Here is a 1,023-nt window from a genome sequence, read left to right as displayed (position 1 = left end):
GCGACTGCGGACCCGAACCGGCATAGATCAGACCGGAGTTGACCTCCGGGGGCAGCGCCCCGAAATCCAGTCCACCGGCCATCACCTCACCCCCCGGGGCAGTCGGATAAGCGGGGTGCCTACCGCGGCCGGAATCGGCCGGCTGACGATGCTCGACATGTCGGGTGTGCTCAACTCACTAAACCCCTTTCTGTGAGGTTGAGTTGTCGGTCGGCGCGGGAGGCAACACCCTGAGGCGAAAGCCGTAACGCGGGAGGGCACCGTAATGCGGTCCAGGACGGCTTGTTCCGGCCGCGGTAGCCGGCGGCGACATACCCGGCAGCCCCATCGGCCCGATGCCGATACCTGGCATCGACGCTGGGGAGCTCGAGACCGCGGCGGTCAGGCGAATCCCTCCCGCCGGCGCGGCGGTGGCCCAGGCGCGGGGCGTCGACAGCGCCCCGATCGGGGTGGCTTTGCCGACACCGGCGCTGATGTCGGCGTCGTGGGCGTGTTGGCCGGCCAGCGTGCCCAGCCCGCCCAGAGTCGGGGTGATGCTGCCGGTTCCCGACGCGATCGGGCCTAGTAAACCGGGTGCCGCCAGTGCCGGGGCCATGGTCCGCCCGACGATCGTGCCGAGGGCCATCAGATCTCCAACGTTGTCCAGGAACAACCCTGGCCAGAAGACATAGCCGGCGAAGAATTCGTTGGAAATAAAGCCGGAGTTCAACGCATTCGAGAGCGGAGTCGGCACGGTACCCGACATCAGATTGATCAACCCGGTCAGTCCGTTGGTGCTCGATCCCGACCCGGCGCCGAGGATGTTGAGCCCCAGCGCATTCACCGCTGCGCTCAGCGATGAGGTGGATCCGCTGGCGCCGGTCGATCCGGTGGCCAGTGCGCTCAAGGTGGTGGGGAGGCTGGACAACAGCTGCGACAGGCTGGCGTGGGGGGTGCCGGCCGCGGTCGCGGTGGCGTGGGTGGTCGCCGCGGCTTGCTGGGCTAGCCCGGTGTCGGTGGTCACGGTCGGCGGGGTGCTCAATG

At 68.4% G+C, this 1,023-nt stretch carries 2 protein-coding genes; one reads left to right on the top strand and one right to left on the bottom strand.

Annotation, left to right across the window (positions count from 1 at the left end):
• A partial coding sequence (locus tag AC2VON_RS20280) for a hypothetical protein (RefSeq protein ID WP_486954525.1) occupies positions 1 to 196 on the top strand: 196 nt, incomplete at its 5' end.
• Here the strand turns inward: AC2VON_RS20280 and AC2VON_RS20275 are convergent.
• The coding region (locus tag AC2VON_RS20275; protein ID WP_486954524.1) for a PE/PPE C-terminal domain-containing protein at positions 179 to 1,023 on the bottom strand (845 nt) is incomplete at its 5' end. The genes AC2VON_RS20280 and AC2VON_RS20275 overlap by 18 nt on opposite strands.

It is taken from the genome of Mycobacterium sp. TH-M82, assembly GCF_057473605.1.
Note: the sequence above shows the minus strand (reverse complement) of the source record. Positions and strands in the feature narration are given on the sequence as shown.